Origin of the sequence: Streptomyces sp. VTCC 41912 (assembly GCF_045799175.1) — a bacterium.
Lineage (GTDB): Bacteria > Actinomycetota > Actinomycetes > Streptomycetales > Streptomycetaceae > Streptomyces > Streptomyces albulus_C.
In genome coordinates, this window is the sequence record NZ_JBJMAB010000047.1 from 1 (window position 1) to 21,545 (window position 21,545).

Genomic DNA, 21,545 nt, shown 5'->3' on the forward strand with positions numbered 1-21,545 from the left:
CCCATGCTCTCCATGATGGACATCCTTCCGGGGCAGAACCCCTGATCTCAGATGTCCGTCAAAGCGCATCAAGCCCACTCTGACGGCTGCCCCGACCCGGCGGACGTCGCCGACGTGCTCCGCGCATACGGCGAGACCGACCCCGTTGACCTCACCACCCTCGATATCGCAGAGATGCAGGCGGCGACCTCCCTGCTGCGGCCAGTCTTCGCTGCCGAGTATGTCGATGACGCCGCGGCCATCCTCAACCAGCTTTTGACGGAACACACCGGACCGCTCCGCCTGACCTCGCACAGCGGCAGCACCCCCTGGCACCCCCACCTCGACCGCGAGGACAACGCTCCCTGGAACGAGTGGCTTCTCGCCTCGTCCTGCATGGCCCTGACCGTTCTCGTCTGGGACCGTCAACGACCACCCGGCAGGATCTGCACATCCCCCACCTGCCAAAACGTCTTCATCAACCAGGGCAGCGGTCCGGAGCGTCGCTACTGCTCCCGCCGATGCGCGACCCGTGAACGAGTCGCAGCCCACCGACGCTCCCGCTCCGCCGAACAGTCAAACGAAGCCAAATAGGGCGCCAAGGTCCAGCGCAACATCGCTCAACCTTCGATGAGAATCACTCAATCTTCACTGCGACGGGTCACAGAGCGGCCGTGGCAGTCGACAAGATCTGGCAGCGCGCGGCGCCCGGCGGCGACCGCTCGGTCGTGGCCTGCACAGACGGAGTGAGCCGACCCGACCCCGGGAGATCGCTCACCCACACCTTGATGTCCGCGTCTTGCAGCAGTCCTTCGTGGAGGAGCTTGTGTACTCGCCGCACCACCCCGGGGTACCCCCGGCCCACCTGGGCCCGGGTCGGTCTCCTTCAGCAACTCCCGGCGGTGACAGGGCCGACGAGGTCCTGGCCAACACCGTGCGGCATCCGTCACCACTCGGACACAATCGATCAAGCACAGCCAAAACGATCAGAAACGGCGTCACCAGGACGCAGGGACCGCCAACTTCACGACACGCGGCCCCGCTCCCGCCTCAATCACGCCCATCCACCACGCCGGCAGCAGAATCGAACATCCTGCCCACGCGTGCCCGTGCGCCACCCGACGCCACGCCTCGCCACCACACCCCACGCATGCCGCGGCGCCCGCCCCGTTCCCACGAGGCGAGCGCCGCGTCCGTTCAGAAGTTCCGCCCCCGGCGAGAGCCCAGGCTCCGCTACCGTGCCGTCATGAGCGAGCCGTTCGCGCAAGGCGACGAACATCGGGCATGTGGCCTCTGCCCGTCGAAGCGGCTGCCGCGCGAGGCGTTCGTGGTCTACGACCGGCCCTCCTGGGAGTGCCCGTTCGACCCGGCCGACGGCCACCGCTACACCCTGGACGACCGGACGCCGGCGTGCGTGCACCCGCACAAGCTGGGCGTGGAGCCCGACCGGATCGCCCCGCCGCCGAAGGAGCCGGCCGAGCCGGAAGCTACGCCGCCGCGGCGGCGACGATGGCTGCCTTCTTTCCTCGCTCGGTGATGCCGATGCCGGCGTAGACCTCGTCGAGGACCCGGCGGCTGCATTCGGTGGTGTCGGCGTCGATCCAGTACCGCTCGTGCACCGGCCCCCACGCGGCCCGGTACGCCCGGTGCGTGAAGTCGCCGAACTGCCAGGTGCCACCGGCGAAACCGTCCTCCATGTCAGTGGCGTGGACGAAGCGGATGCCGGTGCGCTCCTGAATCCGCGACAGGACGGTGAACTGCGCGGTGAGCGCGTGGGACATGACGTCGGTCGGGACGGGCTGGGCGAGCTCGGCGGCCTTCTCGTCGCCGCCCGTCAGCTCGTAGACCGCGCTCTTGAGGGCCAGGACGCGGACGGCCTCACCGAACAGCGCGGGCGCGTCGACGACGGCGTCGTAGTCGGGGATGATCGTGTAGCCGTAGCAGTCGGTCCAATCCGAGCTGTACTTCGCGCAGCTGCTCCGCAGCCGGGCCCATTCCCCGTCGGCCTGCCAGGTGTCCAGGATCTGCCAGGCCCGGGCCGCGACGTCCTCGGGCTGGATGAGCGTGCTCACGATGGTGCCCCTCTCGATCTCGAGCGGTGCGTCCGGCCCGGCGAGCCGGCCGTGGTGCTGTGCTGCACCGCGCGCCCAGGGACTCGTCGGCCGCGCCCGGGCGCGCGGTAGTTCACGGGGCCGCAGTGGTGTGTGGCGTGAGGTCGGACAGGCGGTCCAGGTGCTGGTACAGCTCGCGAACGAGGCGGGCGCGGTCCTGGGCGCAGCGCACGGTGCCCTCCAGCCGTACGGCCAGCAGGCGCCCGGTCACCTCGAGGACGTACTCGGCGAGGACGCGGGCCGGGTGCTCGACGGGTAGCAGCGCGGCGGCGCGGCGGACGTCGCCGGCCACCGCCCGGGCGGCTCCGGTCAGTTGCAGCGCGATCTGCTCGCAGTCGGCCGCCGGCTAGCCGGCGCCGCTGTTCCACCCGAGCACGGCCTTGACCAGACCCTCGTGGGAGCCGCGGTCGAGAGGGAGTTTCCCCTCGATCAGTCCGTCGGGGTCGTGCAGAAGTGCGTGGGTGCTGGGCGTGGGGAGTGCGCTGCTCGTGGCTTCTGGGCGGGTGCCGGGAGTGTTGAGGAATCGGGCATAGCCCTGGTGGGCGCGGGCCAGCAGGGCTGGTGAGGGCACGCCGTAGCCGGGTTGGTCGGGGCCGCGGTCGTCGGCGTGGGCGTGCATCAGGTCCCGCCTCTCGGGGCTGCGTTGGGACTTGCGACGCTACGGAGGCCGTGGTGCGGGGCTCAACGAAATTGCGGGTAGTTGCGCAGATTCAGCCCAGGGTGTCGATCGCGGCCTGGATGCGCGCTCGGGCCGCGTCGCCGTAGACCGCCGACGCTCGCAAGCCGTTGAACGCCTGGGCGTAGTCGGCGAGCTCGCGGGGCTGGGTGACGTTGATCTCCGCCGTCAGCGTCTCCACCACGGCCTGGACGTCGTCGTGAAGGTAGAACGCCTCCAGCGGCCACACGGTGCGCGCTGCGGTGAACGGGATGATGCCCAGGGAGACGGAGGCCAGCGGCATCACGGCCAGGAGGTGGCGCAGCTGTCCCGCCATGACGTCGGGGTCTGCGGTGCGGTAGTGCAGGACCGACTCTTCCATCAGGACGACGAAGCGGTGGCCGCCCTCGTACAGGAAGCGGCTGCGCGCGACGCGGGCGGCCACTGCTTCGGAGACGTCGTTGGGGGTGCTCTGGAAGGTGGTGATCAGTTCCATGAGGGTGGTGGCGAACGCCGGCGTCTGGAAGAAACCGGGTGGGACGTTGGAGACGTACGCCCGGCACACTCGGGTCCGCTCGTACAGGGCGTAGAAGTCCTCTTGGACCTTGCGCATCCCGGTGCGGTGCAGCCGGCGCCACTCCAGGTACATCGAGTCGACGGCGCGGGCGGTGGCGATCAGGTCGTCGGCCTGGTCGCTCGCGCCGCAGGCCGCGCACCAGGCGCGGATGTCGGTGTCGGAGGGTGGCGCCTCGCCTTTTTGGATGCGGGTGGTCTTCGCGGGGTGCCAGCCGCACCGGGCGGCGAGTTCCTTCCCGGTGAGGCCGGCGTCCTTGCGCAGGTGCTGCAGGCGCACCGCGAGGGCTTCGCGGGCTCCCTGGGCGCTGGAAGAGGGGGAGACGGTCATCAGGTGGTGGTCAGACGGTGTACTTCTCGTGGGGGATGCCGCGTTCCCACACCGTCGCGAAGGCCGTGGCGCAGAGGTTCACGGCGGCCGGGTCCTGTGTGATCTCGAATCCGGGGTCGGCCCAGTCGCCGTCGCCGGTGAAGAAGTGGAAGACGGCCAGGTGGTCGTCGATCAGCCAGAAGTCGTTGCCCGGCAAGGGGATGTCAGAGGCCTGCCGCCTGGGGAGCCAGCGGACTTGCTCGCCCCCTTCCAGGTTCAGCGGGGTGACGGCGTGCTCCCAGCGGATGTAGGCGGTGACGGGCTCGGAGACGATGCGGGCCCGGCGCATGACGACGCCGCGGGCCAGGGTCTCCTTCACGATGCCGAGCCAGTCGGGCCAGAAGGACGCGGTGGGATCGAGGGCGATCTCCCCGGTGCGGGTGAACCGATCGATGTCCTCGACCTCGTCACCGACGCCGTACTGGTCGCGCATCTCCAGGTGCACGGCCGTGCGCTGCGCTCCTGACAGCAGTTCAGCGAAGTCCGGCACGTTGCTCTGCGACATCACATGCCTCCCTCAGAATCGGCACCATGCGGGCGGGAATGCGGATCACCGTCTCATGCGCGGGGATGCCCCTGTCGTGGCCGGGCACCCACGCGGTCTCAGCGACCTGGGACTTCAGCAGCTCTTCGGCTTCCTGGCCCTGAAGGACAAGATCCGCGCTCCCCTCCTCGACCCACACCGTCGGCGATCCACCGCCTCCCGTGCTTGGGTCAATCCCGATGAACCGTAACTTCATCGCGGCCTCCTGTGTCGAATCAATTGCGCACAGTTGCGCCCTGACCGTCCCGCGCCGACCGGGAGCGGTCAATCCCCGGACGGGCCATCGTCGGGCTGAGTTCGACGCCGGCGCCCACGCGCCGCAGGGCGCGGACACGTTGCGTGGCGGTTCGCGGGCCAAAGGCGGGCCCAAATCCGCGTGGACGGCGTCGGGCCCGCTCGGCCGGTAGCCGGAGCTACCAGGGCGCGGTGACACAGCATTACAGGGAGGGAGCGGTGCCGCGTAGCAGGTCGGGGCGGGCGTCGGCCATGGCGAAGGCCCTCGTGAGGCCGGCCACGAGGGCGTCGTCGATGCGGTAGAGCCGTGCTCGCTCGTCCCGCTGGAGGAGGGGGCCGGTGCTCTCCGGGGCGACGCGGCGCTGAACCGCCTTGATGCTCGTCAGCGTCCCGCCGATCCGGGAGGTGGGGATCGGGTCCGTCAGGTGATCGGCGAAGTACCGCTGGACGTCGTCGTACGAGGCGGCACCGCCCAGGTCGGTGATCCGGCGCAGCACCGTCCGGGCCCCGGGCATGAGCGCGGCGAGCACCTGGAACAGCAGTTGGTCACTCCAGCCGTTCCCGAGGCCGTCGATGCTCAGGTCCTGGGGAACGGGTCGGGGCTCCACGGCTGGGGCCTGCGGCCAGCCGGCCGGGGTATCGGGGCGCAGTCCGTAGGCGGCTTGGACCGCGGCAATCGCCTGCTCGTAGGTGTCCGTCGTCGTGTCGATCGTCAGCCGCACGCTTCCTCCAGGTTCTCCACCACCATCTTTGCCCACTACTGACACCCGTCGGGGCCGGCTTGTGGAGACCAGGTGGCCTTCCCAGCGACGGCGCAATGCGCTATGCCTGCCTCATCCGTTGCCCCGTTCGCACCCAAGCCCGTCACCGCGCCCGGGAGTAGTTCCAAGGAGACTCCGGAGAGCGCGCGACGGCCCTGGGACTCCTGGTCAGATTGCGCGCACGAAGCAACTCCGACCCGCAGTGCAACTCATCCATGCGCCAACCAGGACAGCAACCCGAATAGTGCAAGGAGAGCGAAAGCGAATGCCCCTCCGACGCCAGGCGACTTACGTCGCACTGCGCACCATGCTGCCATGCAGATCGAGGGAACCCAGCCAACGAAGTACAGAATCCACCCGACTCGCACTGCGGACTCGGTTCGAACAATGACGAATGCCACAAAGGCAGCCATGCAGAAAAGCGCCGAGGAGCCCCACATGTTGTCAGAAATGATCTGTCTGCGAGTCTTTTTCATTTTCAGCTCCATGCTAGATGAGCTCCTCCCGGAGTCTCCGGGAGGAGCTACCTGAAAACCCTGATCCGGAACTCGAATGCTATCCGAGCAGTAAGCTGCTCCAGCGGGAACGGCAACGGCCCTCGATAGCGAAGTTGAGAGTTTCGAATGAATGTCTCAGATTACATATTGCGGAGATAGTCGATGAGTTGGAGAATCAGGTACTCGGGAGCGGCCTTGATGGCCCACTTGACCGGGTTCCAGTTGGACAGGCTGCTGACCCAGTTCTCGAAGGCGCGAGCGCCCTTCTTCGCCGCTTTCACGGCCGCCTTCATCAGATCCGGCGACTTCTTCAGAAGGTTGATGATGTTGCCGAACTTGCCTGCAGCCCTCTCTCCCCTGTGCTGGTCGCCTCGCTCCGCCTCAGCAGCCTTCGCGAGCGCAGTCATCTCGGTGAGCTGCTCCGGAGTGATCTCGGATTCGCCGTTGGCGGCGGATGCCGGGTTCGCAGCCTTCAGCGCAGCAAGCTCCACCGCGGAGACAGAACCGGCGGTGCAGTTCACCTCGGTAGCGTTGGCGGCGGGGGCAGCGACACCGAAGGCAATACCGGCCATAGCGGTAGCGGCGGCTATGCGGATGTGGTTCTTGTTCACGTACGCTTTCTCCTTGCAGGCGGGGAGGGAAGAGGGCATACCGGGCTGCTGGAAGGCGTGGAAACTCAAGGCAGCCGAGCTCCGTTTCCCTCGGTTCTTCGCAGTCCGCGGCGTGGTCACCGCCGCGCGAACCCGACCTGAAATTAGTTCAACCTTTGAGCAAGCTCTCGGGTACTGAGTCCTGAAAGCGACCTACGGTCATGGCCCATTCGCCCAAGGCCAAGTGGCACCTAACGGCCCTTTTGAGGGGGCATATTGGCCAGACCTCGAAGGTGGAACAGCACCTCGGGCAGGCAACTCTTCACCGGACCTCAGGTCACGGGAAGGGGGTGCACCCTGTTGGAAGGCAGGCGAGAGACACCAACAGATTCCGGTAGCTGCCCTGTCGAGCGTGTTCGTAGCGCGGAGCTTGATCACCGCATTAACGACTTGGAGAGCAATAGGAGTCCCTCGCTGCGTGGAGCCCAGGTCCTGGGCGGTCGGTAGAGACCGGCGCTTGGAGGTCAGCTCACCCCGTGGGGGCGTCGGGGGCGGGCTGGCCCGGAATCTCCAGCAGGGTGGACAGATATTCGGGACGCTCCTCGACCAGAAGGTGTCCGGCCTCGGAGATTACGCCCAGCTCAGCGCCGAGTGCGGCGTGTACTGCCGGACCGAGCCGCCGCGGTGGGAGGAAGACGTCGCGCTCCCCGGTGAGGACCAGGCGGGGAATTGACCGCGCGGGCAGGGTTGCTGCGCCCGGGGCCCCGCTGGAGCGCGAATGCCGGGCGACCAGTGTCATCCAGTTCACCAATTCCTGGCGGGGTGGACGGCCAGGCGCGAGCATGGCGCGCAGGAGCCGGGTGCTGCGCGTCGGCGTGGGCCGCAGGAACCAGGCGGCCGAGGCGGCCAGCACGGCGGGGGTCAGCCTCAGCCTGGTCAGTCCGCCAGGGGAAACCAGGACGAGCCGTTCGATCCGGGGACAGTCGCTGGATAGGGCGATCGCGGCACCGAAGGAGTGGCCCATCACCGTTACCGGCTCGGACGAAGTTCTTTCGATCACCTCGTTCAGCCACGCCCCGTACCAGGACAACCGGCCACCGGAAAGACCACGTTCGCCGGAACTGAGACCGGGCTGGCCCGGGACGTCCACCAGCAGGACCCGGTAGCCGGCGGCGACCAGCGCCGTGGCCAGCGGCAGAGACGCGGCGGCGTTGAAGTTGGTGCCCGGGACGAATACGACCGTCGTCGCGCCGGCACCGGCGAGGACGATGTGGGTTGGTGCGCCCTTGGCGGTCACCGTCGTCCGTTCGTGCGGCACCGGCCATGCGGCGAGCTGGTCGAGGCACCAGCGCCGGATGAGCTCCTTGCCCGTCGTACTGCGGTAGATCGAGTCCACTGGTCGAGTATCGCGCCTCGTCCTGGCCGTGACGCGAGAAGGGCCGCACGGGTTGGGTGAGTTGTGACGCTTACCTGGGCCCGTGCGGCCTGCTCCCATCCTGCCCTGTCCGGGGTCCCGCGCGCACACTTCGGCGAGTTGCTCGAAGAATCCGCCCCCAAGTGGCATGCCGCTCGCGAGTCGGCGTTGCGCGAGCGGCATGGCGGAGACCGGAGGCGGGCCGCCGGAGCGGGGCCCAAGCAGCGGCTGGTGTTCACCGACCGGCTCCTTGTCACCCTGGTCCACCTGCGGCTGGGTCTGCCGCACGCGGCGCTCGCCCAGCTATACGGAGTGGACCGCTCCACCGTATCCGCCGCGATCCGCGAGGTCCGGCCGCTGCTGGCGGCCCGCGGCTTCGCCGTCCCCGATCGGCCAGGGCTACGGCTTCGCACACTGGAGGACCTGTTTGCCTACGCCGACGCTGAGGGCGTGGAGTTGCGCATCGACGGCACCGACGTGCAGGTCCGTCGTCCCCGCGCACACGCCCCCGGCCGGAAGGCGTTCGTGTCCGGCAAGAAGAAGCAGAACACCATCAAGACCACCACCTTCAGCGACCCACAGGGCCGCACGCTGTTCAGCGGCGTGGTCCGGCCGGGCCGCATGCACGACCAGACCGCCGTGCGAACCGAGGGCATCGCCGAGCAGTTCCACCGGCACCCGACGGTGAAGGCCGAGGTCGACGAGGGTTACCGGGGCCTGGCCAACGACTTCCCCGGCCAGGTCAGTGCCCCGCCGAAGAAGCCGAAGGACGACGCGCCGCTGGGCGAACACCACGCCTGGCGCGAGCAGCGGCGCCGCCAGTCCTCCGCCCGGATCTGCGTGGAGCACACCAACGCGGAGTACAAGCAGTGGCGGCCCCTGCAGCGGTTCACTGACCGCCGCGAGACCTACGCCGAGACCCACCTCGCGATCGCCGGCCTGGTCTCCGACCGCTCCGCCCGCAGGGCCACCCGCCGCAAGACCAGCACCGAACTGGTGCTCGCCCGGCAGGCCGCCTGCTGATCACCCACCAGCCGACCCACCAGGCCAGCACGCCCCGAACTCAATCGCCCCCAAGGTCGTAAGGACCGGGCCCGCACCGTGACGGCAGAGGTCCCGGCCGCATCTCGGGGGACAAGACGCACCAACCCAAACGACCCCCAGCAGCAGAAGTTCCGGCCCCCCGCCCGGAGTACGAGCCGCGGGCGGGACCCCAACCTCTTCCCGGAAACCACCGCCTCTGGCACCACGGGCCAGCCACACTGGGAGGGTGACTTCCTGGCTAAACCGTCGCTTCCTCCAGCTGTGGACCTATCTGCACCGCACGTTCGACAGTGCCCACCCGGCCACGAAGTGGACCAGCTCGCGATGCGTCTGTCGCTGGTAGCCGGTCCACTGCGTCTCCTCGACGGTGACTTCCCCGACCGGGCGTTCATGCAGGGGATCGCTGAGCACAACCTGAAAGAGGCGCTGTCGCTCCTGCCGTTGGTGTAGCCGGATACACAGGGCCGAGCCGAGCGCTCGTCCGAGCACACCGAGGCGCCGCGCTGGGCGGTGGCCGCGCTGTTCGCCGTCAACTCTCTGTTCTGTGTGCTGATGCAGACCAGGATCGGCTCGCGGATCGAGACCCCGCACGACGGCGGCCTGGCGTTTCGCACGGCGGGGCTGCTCTTCCTCGTCAGCTGCCCGATGATGGCACTGGCGGCGTACACCCCTGTCTGGGCGGCGGGACTAGTACTGACCGCGATCTTCGTCCACAGTCTGGGAGAGGTGTGGGAGTCATCGGCGGCCTTCGCCCTGGGCTTCGGTCTTGCCCCCGACCATGCACAGGGCCAGTACCAAGGTGTCTTCGGCCTCGGCTTCAGCGCGGGCCAGGCTCTCGCCCCGCGATCCTCACCACGGCGGTGCTCAGCCTCGGCACGACAGCTGGCTGCTGCTGGCGGTGTTCTTCGCGGCACTGGGCGCTGTCGGTCCATCTCTTGCCCGCTGGGGCATGCGGACCCGGCCGCAACCAGGCGTTGCAGCAGAAGTGACAGGATGACCGCGAGTTAGGTGTCAGAAGCCTTCTACCTCGTCGTCCTCGTCCGGCTCCAGCGCGTCCGGGTCTCGCAGCGGGCGGAGGGCGCCGGCGGACGGGACGCTGGCGGTGAAGCTGTAGCGGCCGAGCAGGTTGAGATTCTTGTGTTTGAGCGGGGAGAGCCGGGCAACATCCTCGTCGCGGATCTCGTGGCCCTCGGCCTTCAGCTGGGCGGCGGCGTCGATGTACTTCGTGGTCGTCGATGCACTTCGTGGTCCAGAGCACGATGGCGTTGAGGACCAGGCCGAGCGCGCCGAGCTGGTCCTCCATCCCGTCGCGGTACGCCTGGTGGATGGTGCCGCGCTTTCCGTGGCACACGTCCCGGGCCAGCTTGTGGCGGGACTCTTGCACGGTGAGCTGCCGGTTCATCTGACGGCGGTAGGTGTCGTCGACCGGGTCGACCACGCGCAGCAGGTGCTCGGTCTTGGCCAGACCCATCTTCGGTTGGTCAGGCGACTGCCATCGCGTCCCAGCCGTATGGAACTAGGCCGTGTTTCAGGCCTAGTAGCACCGGCTCTCGTTGTGGTGCGCCCAGCCCTGGTCGAGGAACCGGAAACCGGCAGCCACGGACGATTCCGGGTCCGCCTCACGCGCAGCCATGAGCTGGATCTGCAGTGCGAAGCGGACGTAGAAGCGGATCTCGTCGCTCGGCTCGTCGAGCCCGAACTCCTCGGTGAGCGTGGCGATCAGCGCGTCCTCGTGACGTAGCCACATCTTCTCCGCGTAGTCGATCAGGGACGGCGTCCCGTTCATCAGAGCAAGGATCTGGCTCTGCGGCTCGGTTGTCAGCGCGGCGATCTCGGCGAGGTAATGCGCCTTCAGTGCATCAGAGACCGAGGTCCCTGGCGCGCGGTCCCGCACCGCGGCGATGAGCCGCTCGTGCCGTTCACCCTCGTCACTGAAGACGAGCGCTTCCTTGTGCGGGAAGTGCGTGAAGACCGTCTTAGGTGTCACATCCGCCTTGTCGGCGATCTCGCGCACCGTCACGGCATCGAAGCCGCGGTCGAGGAAGAGTGCCGTCGCCGCATCCAGGATCGCCGTCCGCGTAGCGGCCTTCTTGCGCTCACGCCGCCCCATGGGCACTGAATCCACCATGCCCTCACTCTACCCTCGGTCGCTATCTCCATCGATTGCGAAAGGATACTCGGTATAGTTAGAGTCCGGGTGAAGTTACAGCGCTTGGGTGGCGGACGTCTCGACGGCAGACCGCCATGCCACCACCCGTCATCCCCGAGGCCGGAGCGTCCGCCTGCCGTCAGTCGGCACGAACGCCGCGCGTCAGCGCCCGGCCCTTCACCAGAAAGACGACGCCGATGACCAAAGACACGACCGTGCGCTCCACCGTGCGGCGCGCGAAGCCACCGACGAACGCGCAGGAGCACAGCAACGCGGACGGACCCCAGCCTCAACGCCGCCTGGCGGGAGCGCTGCTGATCGCCGGACCAGTGATCTTCCTGCTGGGGGAGTTCATCTCCGCCGCCGCGTGGACCGATCCCGCCTACAGCTACACCTACAACTTCATCAGCGACCTGGGTGTCCACGGGCCGTCGACCCTGTTCGGCCAGTACATGTACTCGCCGCTGGCCTGGGTGATGAACGCCGGATTCTTCCTCTTCGGGATCACCATCCTGGCCGGGGTGGCCACTTTGCGGGACCTGGCCCACAGGCGCCGGTGGGCCATGCTCGTCCCCGCTGCTCTGCTGGCTGTCGGCGGCGTGCTGCTCGCGCTGTATCCCGGATCGGGCGAGGCTCTCAAGGACGGCACCGGTGAGTACCACAGCCTGGGCGCCTTCGCCGGGTTCACCGGCGGCAACGTGCTGGCCATCGTCCTCGGACGCCGCTGGCAGCGCATCGGCGTCTCCGCCCGCATGGGCCGAGCGTTGATCACGGTCGGCGTGATCGGTCTGATCTCGATGCTGCTCTACCTCGCCATGATCGTCACTTCTGGCGACAACGTCATCGGGATCATCGGCCTCATCGAACGCGGCGCCGTCCACCCGTTCCTCATCGGCCTCGTGTGCGCCGGAGCCGCAATCTGGAAACGCAACAACACCTCCGCACCGCCGTCCATCACAGTAGGCACGGCGAGCTGACCTCGCCCCCGGCCAACACCACCGACGCAAAGCATCAGCCGTGAACTCCGCACCCCAAGGACCACGATCGTGAACAGCACCCTCACCACCCCCGCGAGCCTGGACGATCCCGCCCCCGCCGCAGCTGCGTGGGTGCGCACCTGGGGCGCAGCCCCGCAGGCCCCGGACAACTCCGTCAGCTCTGTCGAGCCCTTCGAGAATGCGACCCTGCGGCAAGTCGTCCGCATCAGCGGCGGCGGACACCACGTGCGCATCCGCATCAGTAACGAGTACGTCACCGCGCCACTGACCATCGTCGCGGTGACGGGCCCGGGCGGCGCCGGGGAAGGCGCGGGCGGTTCGCTCAGGCTGACGGGCGGGCGTTGTCGTGGTGTCGTGGCTGGGCGGGGGTCGCTTCGACGGCGAATCCGAGGAGTGCCGCGACGGCGCGTGCCAGCTGCTGAGTTTGGACAAAAGCGACTTGGTGGTCCGCCGGAGGGGTGATGGCGAGAGCTTCGGCGGTGCAGCGGACGCATGCCGCCGCGGCCTCCGCGTAGCGGCCGTCCCACTGGCTGCGGATCCCGTCGCGAACCTCGGCCATGAGCAGCTACGCATGCCCGGTCAGCAGCTCCCACCACACCGTGACCGGACTGCCGGAGGCGAAGTCGACGCGGCCGTGGAGGACTTCGCTGATGGTGGCCTGGAACGTGGCGACATCGATGGGCGCGGCTGGACGGAGTGGGGTGTCGTGCGTGGTGCGTCGTTCGGCGCGTGGCGCGCGGTGGTCGTGGTCGGGTGAGGCCGGGGCGGTCACGCAGGCCTCCCGGCGGCGTCGTGACGGGTGGCGGCGCGCAGCGTGGTCCGGGTGCGTTGTAGGGCCGCCACGGTGCGCGTCAGGCGCTGGATGTGGCGGGGCAGGGCCGCGGGGTGCTGCGGGTGGGTGGCGAGGCGGCGTCGGGCTTCGCGTTGGGCGATGTCGGCGACCTGGCGGTGGGTGGTGTGGCAGGGAACGGCGAGAGCGAGGTCGGAGATTTCGTCGAGCAGCCGCCGTACGTGGGCTTCGAGGTCCCGGGCCGGGTGAACGGGCCGATGCGAGCGCCGCATCGGCCCAGGCTGGAGCCCCCGCGTGCCGAGACGTCACCCGCGCCGGGCGGGTGGCTGGTCAGGGGGTACGCGAAGCCCCCCGGCGTCGGCCGCCTCCTGTCACCCGCGCCGATCAGGGGGTGGGTGGCAGCTGCCTCCAGCCGTGAACATGGCCCAAATTGATTTAATCTTCAAACTACTTTGGCGGCATGCTGGTCAAAGCTTCGGCGGCCGCCCAAGGCGTCCGACCCAACACCCCCAATACATAACGGAGATGACTCGACATGACGCACACCCTGCCTCTTCGCCTTCACCACCACGCCTGGATCACTGACGACCAGGAAGCCAACCGGCGCTTCTACGAGGAGGTGATCGGCCTGCCCCTGGTGGCCACGTGGACCGAGCGCGAGGTGATGTCCGGGGCCGAACGAGCCTACAGCCACGCCCTCTACGGCCTGGCTGACGGCAGTGCCCTTGCCTTCTTCCAGTTCGCCGACGCCAAGGACCAGCAGGAGTTCAGAACCAGCATCAACTCAACTCCCCTGCGCCACATCGCCTTCAAGGTCGAGGCCGAGACGCAGGAGGCCATACTCAAGCGCATCGATGGGGCCGACTATGCGGAGGCGAACGCCCACGTGATCGACCACGGCTTCTGCGTCTCGCTGTACATCACGGACCCCAACGGGCTGATATTGGAGTTCGCCGTCGACCACCCCGACGCGGACAAGATTGACGCCGAGCGGCGCGCCACAGCACACGCCGACCTCGCCCGCTGGCTCGCCGGGGACCACAGCAGCAACAACCGCTGGCGCTGAACGCAACACTGGTCGTCAGCCGAACTGCCCCCCCGCGGACTAGCTTCTGCCCGGCGGCGGCGCGTAACCCTGATAGGTGAGAGCGAATCATTTCGGTACGACTCCCACTCGGCGTTCGCCCTGTACAACCGGACCGGCATGTATGCCAAGGTGCACATCGCGGTCGACCGCACGGGCGGCTCCTGGGGCCGTCGCCATCTGCCTGGCCGGACTCGCCCAAGGGCGAAGAGAGGGTGAGGTGGGGGCCACCTGCGGGCCGTGAGGCGCCATTGACGCTGATCTCAATCTCATTCAGTCCCAGAGGTCAGGCCGCTCGGTATGGTGCTCGCGGCTGCACCGAGCGGCCTGATCCGTGAAAGATCCCCGCCGGTGTCGGCTGGCAGCGCGCGACCAGCCGTCCATAGGCAGTCCCCCGTCCTGTATGGGCAGGCGCACCAGGTCGGCTTGAAGCCGGCCTCATCGTCCTCCTGCACCCGGTCTCAGGCCCGGTCCGGGCGGCGAGGCCGCAGCGGCCGGTAGCCGGCTGGGTCGAGCTTTGCGACTGTTGCACCGTCGGCAACGGCATGCCGAACTCGCCTGGCAGCCCGGCCTACTCCACGAGTTCCTCAGGCGCCGCCACGGCGCACCGTGCGGCGTAGGTCCGCCTGGCATCTTCCTGGCCGTCCAGCGCGCGTCAATTTTCGCCGGCCCTGCCGTGGTTGTATGCCAGGTCCTCGTCGCCGGTCTCGTCGTCAGTCACCAGCGTGAGGGCACCATGAGCGCGAATTGCTCGGCGATGCGCTTCAGCATTGGGCCGGTCGTCCCCGCACGCGGGGTAGTCCGGAGGCCGGCAAGGCGGTCGAGAGCACCGGCAAGTCGTCCCCGCGCGTGCGGGGGTAGTCCGCGGGACCGCGCAGTGGGAAACGTCGCGGATGCCTTGTCGGCACCGTCCGGGCAGCCGGCCAGCCACGGCGGCCCGGAGCCCGCAGGCGTCTTGGCCGTGCCTATCCTTGTCGGCGCCGTCTCGGGACCGCCCATCAAGCTCACTGGGCCCGCACTTGGGTGAGTGCGGGCCCAGTGGTGCATGGGGTGCGAGTGTTACAACTGCTGGTCCCCTTGCCAGCTAACGGACGTGAGTTTGGCTAGACCGCCATGTGCCATGCCTTTGTAGGTCACTGTTCGGGCAGGGCCGACCTCGTGGGCGACGCGTCGTGCCAGCTCCGCGCCTTCGTGGAACAGCCGGTCCCACTCGGCGTCGTACTTGCCGTCCACCCGGTCCCGCAGGTGCAGGTTCAGTGTGGCGTTGATGGTCTTCGCCCACGTGTACAGAGCGGCGACGAGATCGTCGGACAGGGTCAGTCCGGCGGAGGGGTCGTCGGGGAAAAAGTCCCCGAACCCCTCCGCGCGCAGCGGACCGAACGCGTACTCGCCCTCCACCGTGAGGTCGACCGGGTGCGGCGGTGTGCTGTGGCTGTCGCGGTACCAGTGCAGGCGGTCGCAGCCCCAGCACGCCCACTTCGCCGATTTCTGGCGCTCGTCCCAGTAGCGCACCGCCCACGACGGCCCGAGGTGCCGTGCCAGTCGCTGGGCGATCGCCAACCCTTGCTTGGCGTGTTTGCGCAGTTCCGGGCGGGAGGCGGAGCCCTCCGGCGGGCGGGACAGCGACCAGGAGCGCAGTGCGTCGGCCAGATCCGCCGGCAGGCGCAACCGGTCGTCGTCCAACGCCATGGTGCGGGTGAAGGCGCCGAGGTCCTCGTAGGCCCAGGGGCCCTCCGCCTCGTACAGCACGGACGGCTCACCGCGGGCCTGAACGAGGAGGTAGTGCGGTTCTTCGAAGGTCATGCGGGGTTTGCTCCGATCACGTATCCGTTGTCGCCTACGCTAATAGCCACGTGCTGACTCTTGCCGTTGAAGGCGACTTCGAAGATCGTTCTGCTTTCACCTTGGGTGCCGACCCGCGTGCCCTCGGTCAGGGCCTTCTTCAGGAGGGCCGGGATGTCCTCCACTCGAACTCCCGCCTGTGCGAACTCCCCTGCGTGCCGGAAAACGGTATGTATTAGGCCTGTCTCGACGTTGCCTTTCTCCAGCCAGGCAAGGGGGACACCGGGTTTGGGGTACTCGATTATCCAGAGTGTGTCCGCCTTGCTGAAGCTCACTCCGGCGTTCTGGAGCCTTTCCAGCAGTTTGGGGTCGAGGTTGCCCCGGGCGATCTTTGCTCGCTCCGCCACACCAGCCGCGATACGGAACCCCATTCCCGCCGCACTCGTGGGGTCGCCGATCTGGGCGGCGCCCTTCTCTCCGTAGATCTTCTTCAGATCCGCGAGAACCTGTGCGGCATCCTCACCGGTCTTGATGGCCTGTTCGGCCCGTACGGCGAGCTTGGCCGCTTCGGCGAGTTTCACGGCCATCGAGGGTGGTACGAGCACCACGGCGGCCCAGGCGCAGCTGGACTTGTCACCGTGGTAGCACCGGATGGCGTCACCCAGCACGATCTCGTACAGGACGGCGCCGACCTTGTCGCCGAAGAGGTTTTGCCAGCCGAGCCGGGTGATGTCACCGAAGCTGAAGTGGTGGGTCCAGTTGTTCGTCTGGTTCTTGAGCGTCTCTGTGCCGAGGAACAACGTGTCCGGTTGCGGGCAGCCGGTTTCGGTGGCGGGGACGTCGGGATTGAGGCAGTAGTAGTAGCTGACCGTGACATCGAGGTGTAGCTCGTAGGTCACTGTGCAGCCCTGAGGCACGTAGTCGCACTGGTTGAGCTGCTTGGCCGGTCCGGCCTCTGTGACCTTGTCGACGACGTAGAAGACACGGCCGACGCCGGTTCCAGCGCCCGTCGAGACCTGCTTGTTCGCATCCTCGCGCTCGGCCTGATCGGCTGCTTGCTGCGCGGATTCCGCGTACGTCTGGGCCTCCTTGGCCACTTCTTCAGCTGCGGTGGCGTCCGCGTCCGCACGATTGGCCGCTTCACGGGCTTCATTGGCGGCCTGCTCCGCTGCGTCAGCGGCCTGACGGGCTGCCTCGGCGTCGAGGGCTGCTGCGTCGGCGGAGTCGCGGGCGTCCTGGGCGTAGCCTTCGGCTCTGCCGGCCGCCGCGTCGGCCGCTGCGGCGTCCTCGGTGGCCTGCCGGCTGTATTCGATCGTACGGGTCAGCGACTGGGCGGCTTTGGACGCGGCTTCCGCGGCGTCGGCAGAGTAGCCGAGTGCTTCGTTGGCGTAACCACGCGCTTCTGATGCGTAGTTGGCGGCGTTGGCGGCGCTTTGGTAGGCGGCCTTCGTGTCCGCGGCGGCCTTGTCGGCGAGGCTCTGGGCGAGTGCTGCTTCCTTCTTGGCGTTGTTGGCGTGTGCCTGGGCCACAGCGGCCTGTTGCTCGGCGATGGTCTTCGATCCTTGGCCGGAGAGCACTACCAGGGGGGCCGCGGAGTCGGTGGTGATGTAGGGCGAGCCCAGTTGGATGGCGTCGTTGGCCGGCTTGGCGACCTGCGCTGCCGCTTGACGGGCGTCGGCGGCGGCCTGGGCGGTGGCGTAAGCGAAGCCGGCAGCCTTTGCCGCCGCTGCCCGGGCTTTGATGGTCTCCTTCTGCGCCTCGTCAGCATGGGACTTAGCTTCCTTGGCGTGCTGCTCGGCCTCGTCGGCGTCCTTGACGGCAGCGTTGGCCTCCGCCGCGGCATGCTGGGACGCGGCGATGGCCTCCGCTGCGGCGCTGGTGGCGGTCCTTACCGCGGCGTCGGCCTTGAGCTTGTCGGCCTGGGCTGCGTCGGAGGCGGCGCGGGCCCTGGTCGCGGCGGCTTCGGCGCGAGTGGCCGCCGCATCCGCGTCCGCTGCGGCCTGTGTAGCCGCGTTGGCTTCACTTCGTGCTGACTTCGCCGCTGACTCGGCGGTATCGGCCGCGTGATCCGCAGCGTCGGCTGCCGCGCGGGCGTCGGTGGCATCGTCGTCGGCCTCGTGCGCGGCGGCGTACGCGTCCTTGGCGTCTGCCTTTGCGCGTGCCGCGTCTGCCTTCTGTTCTGCGTCCCAGGCGTCGTCCCGCTTGGCCTTGGCGTTATCGCGGGCCGCCTCCGCACCTTGACGCTTTTGGGAGGCCGTGGTGGCCGCGGTCTCGGCCTTCTTCTTGGCTTCCTCCGCCGTGGACTGGTAGCTCTGAGCGTTGCGCTTGTGCTCGGCGGCCTCCGCCTTCTTGGCGTCAGCTGTTGCCTTCTGCGCCTTGGCCGTCTTCTCCTCAGCCTCTGCGGTCAGCCGCTTGGCGCTCGCATCGGCCGCCGCCGCCTTCGCGTCCGCCTCGGCCTTGAGAGCGACTTGCAGCTTGCTTTCGGCAGTCTCCTTGTCCTTCTTCGCGTTGTCGCGATGCTGCTTCGCGGAAGCGGCGGAGGCTTTGGCCTGCTGCTCGGCGAACCGTGCCGCCTCTTTACGGAACTCCGCCTTCGACTGCGCGGCCTGCGCCAGCGCGCGCTGCGCGATCGTCGCGCTGTCGGAGGCCGAAGCGTGCGTGGCCGCTTCAGCCGTCTGCGCGGCAATCACCATCGCGTCCAGCGCGGCCGCGGTGCCATGGGTGACCTGAGCCTTTTGCTGGGCGACCAACAACCCGCGCCCACGTGGGGCTCCGTTGGTATCGGCGATGGTGTAGGCAGCCTGCTCAGCGGTGTCGCTGGTGGTGACGGCCCTCTTGGCCGCGGCTGCCTGCTGCTTGAGCAGGATCAGCTGAGACTTCGTCACCGACTGGGCATTCGCCAGGCTCTTCTTGGCCTTGTCGAACTGCGCCGCATCGGGCTGGAAGGGCTGACTGCTGCCCGCCCCGCCAGGGGACCAGTAGGACTGCCACCGGGCGACATGGTCGGCCACCCAGGAGTTGCCCAGCATGTTGCCGAGGATCTTCGCCCCGGAAGCCAGCTCCTTGGTCGCGTTGGTGTTGGCGTCCAGGATCTGGTTGCGCTGCGTGGCCTGTGAGGAGATCTCCTGCTGCCACTCCTCAGCGGCGGTGCCCAGTTCATTGCCGAGGACCTTGTTGGGATCGATCGGGTCGCGCCACGTGCAGGCGGCGAAGCGGTTCTTGAGGCTCTCGACCGCGATGCGGAACTCGGCACTGTCCGGCTGGGGCGCCGACTTGGGGAAGCCTCCCGACTCCAGGAAGATACGGGCGTCGTCGGCACCCGTCGGCGCCAACGTCCCGTGCACCAGGTGTTGGTACGCGTCGTACTCGGCGAGGGCACGGTTCCACTCGTCGGTCGGCAGGTTCGGGTTCGGTGATTCGCCGTACAGCGGGCCGCCATGGGCGGCCACCGCGTTCTTCGTCTCCTTGTCGGCGGAGGGGGTGGGGTCCTCGTAGAACTGGTCCTCTTCCTGCCAGAAGAGCCCGCTATACCACTCCCCGAGGCCGGTCTGACCGTAGAAATCCTTCTTCCCATCACCCGGGGAGCCAGGCGGCCAGTGGAAGTCGGAGTCCGTGAAACCGCCTGGCGTGTCCAGACCCTCCAGGGGCGTCTTCCACCCCTTGGCCAAGGCGGTGAGGGCCTGTATGGCCGTGTAGGCGGCGTCCTTGTCACTGCCAAAGGCTTGGCTGAGTGGGGTGTCTTGCCAGTACGCGCGGTTGGCCAGGACGTGCAGCTTGTCCGGCGGCTGGTTGAGGCCGTCCTGCGCCGTCGCGGCCATGGACGTTCCACCCAGCCGCAGTGCGTCGTTCATCAGGCACTGGTCTTGCCGCAGCTTCTCGGCCGCAGTGTCCTCGTACCAGTCGTAGGAGTTACTGACGTTGCCGATGCGGTCACCCTGCTTCGGCGTCACGGCTCCCGGCTGGACTGCCAGCCCTGACATCAGAGCCAGCGCCGTGACGGGGGTCAGCACCGGGGCGAGGCGGTTAAGTCTTCGTTTTCTGCGTCTACTTGACGAAGCCTCGGGAGGCAAATCGACTCCTTCTGTGTGCCGCCGTGCGGCGACGCGAGTGGGCATGGACCTGACATGAATCGCCTCATTTCAGTGCGTTAGAGGTGAGTTGACGGCGGGGGAGACCGGCGGGAGGCGGGCATCCGGCCACATCAACAGACTTGAACCTCACAGGCGCACCACAGGATGCACACACTAGGCACACAGCATGCACATATGACAAGATCCGTGAGGCGGCCAACCCGCACAGTGATCACCGCGACGCTCCACAAGTGACTGGCAGTCACATGAGCTGGTTGCGCAGCTCGCTCGCTATGAACTGGCGGATCCGGGCAGTCCCCACACAATCTTCGGCAGCTCATCAGGGCCGACCACCACCTGCGAGTATCCCCAGTTCACGGGAGAGCCCATGCCTACCCTCGCCAACTACCAACCCAGCAGGCTGCTTTCACAACTTGCCGTCACCTTCGTAACCACAGCCCTGATCGCCACCACAGGCAGCTCCGCATCAGCGGACACCGACCCCTCATCCAAGGCACCCGACCCCGCCCTGGTCACGAAGGCGGCCCGCGACGCAGCCCCGGCGCGCCCCCACTCGCCCCTGACATCCACCTCGCAAGCCGCGGTCTTCGGCATGTTCGCCATCGACACCCAGGGCAACCTCTACTCCTACGCGCCCGACAACTCCCAGGTCCTCGCCCCCCGCGAACTCCTCGCCACCGACTACAAGGACGTACGCACAGCCAGCAGCGCCGACGACGACGGCGACGGCATCGCCGACGACACCTGGATCTGGACAACTGACGGCGGAATGTCCAGTAGCTACGGGTACGTTGGAAGCGGCTGGAACATCTACGACACCATCCTCTCGCCAGGCAACCTCGGCGGCGCCCCCGGCTACGACGTGCTCGGCCGTGACTCAACCGGCGTCCTTTGGCTTTACTTGGGATACGGCGACGGCACCGTCACCGCCCGCCGCAAGATCGGCGCCGGCTGGGACGCCTACACACAAATCGCCGGCAAAGGCGATCTCACCGGAGACAACTGGCCCGACATCGTCGCCCGCGACACCACCGGAGCCCTATGGCTCTACCAGGGCACCGGAAACCCCGATGCCCCCTTCGCGGCACGCACGAAGATCGGGAGCGGCTGGAACGCTTACGACGCCCTGGTCGCCACAGGCGACATGGACCTCGACGGCAAAGCCGACTTCATCGCCCGCCAACCCAACGGCGACCTCTACTTCTACAAGGGCACCGGAAACGCGGCAGCCCCCTACGAGCAGAAGCGCAACATCGGCTATGGCTACCAGACCTACCGCGTGATGTTCTCCTGACCAGCCATACGCGGCGCCCTGCGTCAACCTGCGGCAGACGCGCAGTGCCGCGGCTGCCGGACCCTGACCGGATCGGATTCCCGAGGCGAGGAGCACCACCTTCCCGCCCTCGACCTGCACCCGGCCGACGACGGCCTCGAGCGGGTGGCGCTCGGGGAGGTATCAGTCCTGCTCGTCGCCGAGAGCCTCGGTGAGGCGGGGGCAGGGCCGGCGCCTCACGACTCGACGAGTTCGATTCCGATGGCGAGCGCGCCGAGCGCTTCCTTCTCCGGGGGGTAGATGCTCCGGATGTTGGCGAGCTGCTGCTCGCGGCTGGACGTGGGGTTGATGTTCGCTGGCCCCTCGCCGTCGAGCAGTGCCTCGAAGTCGGGGTACTCGGCGACTCGCGTCACGCGCACTTCGCATGTCTCCTCGGTGTCCTTGATCCGGAAGCGGATCAGGTGGCCAGCCGCGAGGTCTTCGAGGTGCGGGTATCGGACGCGCACCTCGATGCTCTTCCGGCCAGCTGCGACGAGATCGAAGTAGCGCCGGAACAGGTTCAGCTCGTGGACGTGGGGCGTGGTGTCGGTCATGGTGCGGTGATGC

The 21,545-nt window shown here is 68.0% G+C and carries 22 protein-coding genes and 2 pseudogenes; 7 read left to right on the plus strand and 17 right to left on the minus strand.

All coding sequences use genetic code 11. The annotated features are described in order from the left end of the window. Positions 1–51 precede the first annotated feature (51 nt). A complete protein-coding gene (locus tag ACJ6WD_RS36615; protein WP_407617386.1) occupies positions 52–573 on the plus strand; it encodes a CGNR zinc finger domain-containing protein in 522 nt (173 codons plus the stop codon). A 652-nt stretch (positions 574–1,225) separates the two neighbouring features. Beyond that, positions 1,226–1,516 (plus strand): hypothetical protein, encoded by a 291-nt coding sequence (locus tag ACJ6WD_RS36620; protein ID WP_407617387.1) that lies wholly within the window; start codon positions 1,226–1,228, stop codon positions 1,514–1,516. Here ACJ6WD_RS36620 and ACJ6WD_RS36625 read toward each other — a convergent pair. From ACJ6WD_RS36625 to ACJ6WD_RS36665, 9 genes are all read right to left on the minus strand, one after another. Then, positions 1,467–2,051 carry a hypothetical protein gene (locus ACJ6WD_RS36625; protein WP_331246255.1) on the minus strand — a complete coding sequence of 195 codons (585 nt, stop codon included), beginning with the start codon at positions 2,049–2,051 and terminating at the stop codon, positions 1,467–1,469. The genes ACJ6WD_RS36620 and ACJ6WD_RS36625 overlap by 50 nt on opposite strands. Positions 2,052–2,163: 112 nt before the next feature. After that, complete coding sequence (locus ACJ6WD_RS36630) at positions 2,164–2,382, minus strand: hypothetical protein (protein ID WP_407617388.1); 219 nt, start codon at positions 2,380–2,382, stop codon at positions 2,164–2,166. 54 nt (positions 2,383–2,436) lie between these two features. Next, positions 2,437–2,709, minus strand: coding sequence for a hypothetical protein (locus tag ACJ6WD_RS36635; protein WP_407617389.1), 273 nt, complete (start codon positions 2,707–2,709; stop codon positions 2,437–2,439). 91 nt (positions 2,710–2,800) lie between these two features. Next, positions 2,801–3,649: a helix-turn-helix domain-containing protein gene (locus ACJ6WD_RS36640; RefSeq protein ID WP_407617390.1), complete on the minus strand. Its 849-nt coding sequence runs from the start codon at positions 3,647–3,649 to the stop codon at positions 2,801–2,803. Positions 3,650–3,659: 10 nt separating this feature from the next. Continuing rightward, a complete protein-coding gene (locus ACJ6WD_RS36645; protein WP_407617391.1) occupies positions 3,660–4,193 on the minus strand; it encodes a DUF6879 family protein in 534 nt (177 codons plus the stop codon). Next, positions 4,162–4,428: a hypothetical protein gene (locus tag ACJ6WD_RS36650; protein WP_407617392.1), complete on the minus strand. Its 267-nt coding sequence runs from the start codon at positions 4,426–4,428 to the stop codon at positions 4,162–4,164. Before ACJ6WD_RS36650 ends, ACJ6WD_RS36645 begins: the two co-directional genes overlap by 32 nt. Before the next feature lie 241 nt (positions 4,429–4,669). Then, the gene (locus ACJ6WD_RS36655) at positions 4,670–5,188 is read right to left on the minus strand and encodes a hypothetical protein (RefSeq protein WP_407617393.1); all 519 of its coding nucleotides are present in this window, start codon (positions 5,186–5,188) and stop codon (positions 4,670–4,672) included. A 676-nt stretch (positions 5,189–5,864) separates the two neighbouring features. Beyond that, positions 5,865–6,335, minus strand: coding sequence for a hypothetical protein (locus ACJ6WD_RS36660; protein ID WP_407617394.1), 471 nt, complete (start codon positions 6,333–6,335; stop codon positions 5,865–5,867). 508 nt (positions 6,336–6,843) lie between these two features. Next, positions 6,844–7,710, minus strand: coding sequence for an alpha/beta fold hydrolase (locus ACJ6WD_RS36665; protein WP_407617395.1), 867 nt, complete (start codon positions 7,708–7,710; stop codon positions 6,844–6,846). A gap of 63 nt (positions 7,711–7,773) precedes the next feature. Between ACJ6WD_RS36665 and ACJ6WD_RS36670 the strand changes: the two genes are divergently transcribed. Further along, positions 7,774–8,751 (plus strand): transposase family protein, encoded by a 978-nt coding sequence (locus ACJ6WD_RS36670; RefSeq protein ID WP_407617396.1) that lies wholly within the window; start codon positions 7,774–7,776, stop codon positions 8,749–8,751. A 339-nt stretch (positions 8,752–9,090) separates the two neighbouring features. Beyond that, positions 9,091–9,222 (plus strand): annotated as a pseudogene (locus ACJ6WD_RS36675) (aminoglycoside phosphotransferase family protein); the annotation flags it as partial. A 561-nt stretch (positions 9,223–9,783) separates the two neighbouring features. Here ACJ6WD_RS36675 and ACJ6WD_RS36680 read toward each other — a convergent pair. Together ACJ6WD_RS36680 and ACJ6WD_RS36685 are read right to left on the minus strand one after the other, a co-directional pair. Then, a pseudogene (locus tag ACJ6WD_RS36680) lies at positions 9,784–10,237 on the minus strand (Tn3 family transposase); the annotation flags it as partial. A gap of 69 nt (positions 10,238–10,306) precedes the next feature. Continuing rightward, entirely contained in the window at positions 10,307–10,900 is a 594-nt protein-coding gene (locus ACJ6WD_RS36685; protein ID WP_331246244.1) for a helix-turn-helix domain-containing protein, read from the minus strand. Between the two features lie 116 nt (positions 10,901–11,016). Here ACJ6WD_RS36685 and ACJ6WD_RS36690 point away from each other — a divergent pair, with 116 nt between their 5' ends. Continuing rightward, positions 11,017–11,898: a DUF998 domain-containing protein gene (locus ACJ6WD_RS36690; protein ID WP_407617397.1), complete on the plus strand. Its 882-nt coding sequence runs from the start codon at positions 11,017–11,019 to the stop codon at positions 11,896–11,898. A 343-nt stretch (positions 11,899–12,241) separates the two neighbouring features. On the opposite strand, the gene ACJ6WD_RS36695 is transcribed toward ACJ6WD_RS36690, so the two are convergent. The 3 genes from ACJ6WD_RS36695 to ACJ6WD_RS36705 are packed head-to-tail and all read right to left on the minus strand — an operon-like array spanning position 12,242 to position 12,981. Continuing rightward, the gene (locus tag ACJ6WD_RS36695) at positions 12,242–12,478 is read right to left on the minus strand and encodes a hypothetical protein (protein WP_407617398.1); all 237 of its coding nucleotides are present in this window, start codon (positions 12,476–12,478) and stop codon (positions 12,242–12,244) included. Positions 12,479–12,484: 6 nt separating this feature from the next. Continuing rightward, positions 12,485–12,691, minus strand: coding sequence for a hypothetical protein (locus tag ACJ6WD_RS36700; RefSeq protein ID WP_407617399.1), 207 nt, complete (start codon positions 12,689–12,691; stop codon positions 12,485–12,487). Next, on the minus strand, positions 12,688–12,981 hold the full coding sequence (locus tag ACJ6WD_RS36705; RefSeq protein WP_331246241.1) for a hypothetical protein: 294 nt from the start codon (positions 12,979–12,981) through the stop codon (positions 12,688–12,690). The genes ACJ6WD_RS36700 and ACJ6WD_RS36705 overlap by 4 nt, the downstream gene beginning before the upstream one ends. Positions 12,982–13,244: 263 nt before the next feature. Here ACJ6WD_RS36705 and ACJ6WD_RS36710 point away from each other — a divergent pair, with 263 nt between their 5' ends. Beyond that, positions 13,245–13,775 carry a VOC family protein gene (locus ACJ6WD_RS36710; RefSeq protein ID WP_407617400.1) on the plus strand — a complete coding sequence of 177 codons (531 nt, stop codon included), beginning with the start codon at positions 13,245–13,247 and terminating at the stop codon, positions 13,773–13,775. 1,077 nt (positions 13,776–14,852) lie between these two features. Here ACJ6WD_RS36710 and ACJ6WD_RS36715 read toward each other — a convergent pair. Beyond that, a complete protein-coding gene (locus ACJ6WD_RS36715) occupies positions 14,853–15,596 on the minus strand; it encodes a hypothetical protein (RefSeq protein WP_407617401.1) in 744 nt (247 codons plus the stop codon). Further along, a complete protein-coding gene (locus ACJ6WD_RS36720; protein ID WP_407617402.1) occupies positions 15,593–19,525 on the minus strand; it encodes a virulence factor in 3,933 nt (1,310 codons plus the stop codon). The genes ACJ6WD_RS36715 and ACJ6WD_RS36720 overlap by 4 nt, the downstream gene beginning before the upstream one ends. 508 nt (positions 19,526–20,033) lie before the next feature. On the opposite strand from ACJ6WD_RS36720, the gene ACJ6WD_RS36725 reads away from it, so the two are divergent. Then, positions 20,034–20,960, plus strand: coding sequence for a VCBS repeat-containing protein (locus tag ACJ6WD_RS36725; protein WP_331246238.1), 927 nt, complete (start codon positions 20,034–20,036; stop codon positions 20,958–20,960). A gap of 215 nt (positions 20,961–21,175) precedes the next feature. Here ACJ6WD_RS36725 and ACJ6WD_RS36730 read toward each other — a convergent pair whose 3' ends face one another. Continuing rightward, positions 21,176–21,532, minus strand: a complete 357-nt coding sequence (locus tag ACJ6WD_RS36730; RefSeq protein WP_331246237.1) for an ASCH domain-containing protein — start codon at positions 21,530–21,532, stop codon at positions 21,176–21,178. Positions 21,533–21,545: the final 13 nt, after the last annotated feature.